This window comes from Jiangella anatolica (assembly GCF_003236295.1).
GTDB classification, from domain to species: domain Bacteria; phylum Actinomycetota; class Actinomycetes; order Jiangellales; family Jiangellaceae; genus Jiangella; species Jiangella anatolica.
This window is the reverse complement of the sequence record NZ_POTW01000255.1, coordinates 1-384: the sequence shown is the minus strand read 5'-3', so window position 1 is coordinate 384 and position 384 is coordinate 1. Positions and strand designations below refer to the sequence as shown.

Below are 384 nucleotides of genomic sequence, written 5' to 3'. Positions count from 1 at the left end.
GTGCCTGATCTCAGCCTTCGCTGGCGGTCATGTGGGCTTAATAGCCCTGACTTTATGCAGCGCCTTTATGTCGATTCAGTACCCAACAATCTTCTCGCTGGGCATTAAGAATCTCGGCCAGGACACCAAATACGGTTCGTCCTTCATCGTTATGACCATCATTGGCGGCGGTATTGTCACTCCGGTCATGGGTTTTGTCAGTGACGCGGCGGGCAACATCCCCACTGCTGAACTGATCCCCGCACTCTGCTTCGCGGTCATCTTTATCTTTGCCCGTTTCCGCTCTCAAACGGCAACTAACTGAACATATTTTCCGAATAAAGTGAGGAATCTGTAATGAAAAAAATCAGCTTACCGAAAATTGGTATCCGCCCGGTTATTGAC

Annotated in this window: 1 pseudogene; it reads left to right on the top strand. The window is 49.5% G+C overall.

Going from position 1 to position 384, the window contains the following annotated elements:
* A pseudogene (locus C1I92_RS33260) lies at nt 1-304 on the top strand (L-fucose:H+ symporter permease); the annotation flags it as partial.
* Nucleotides 305-384 lie beyond the last annotated feature (80 nt).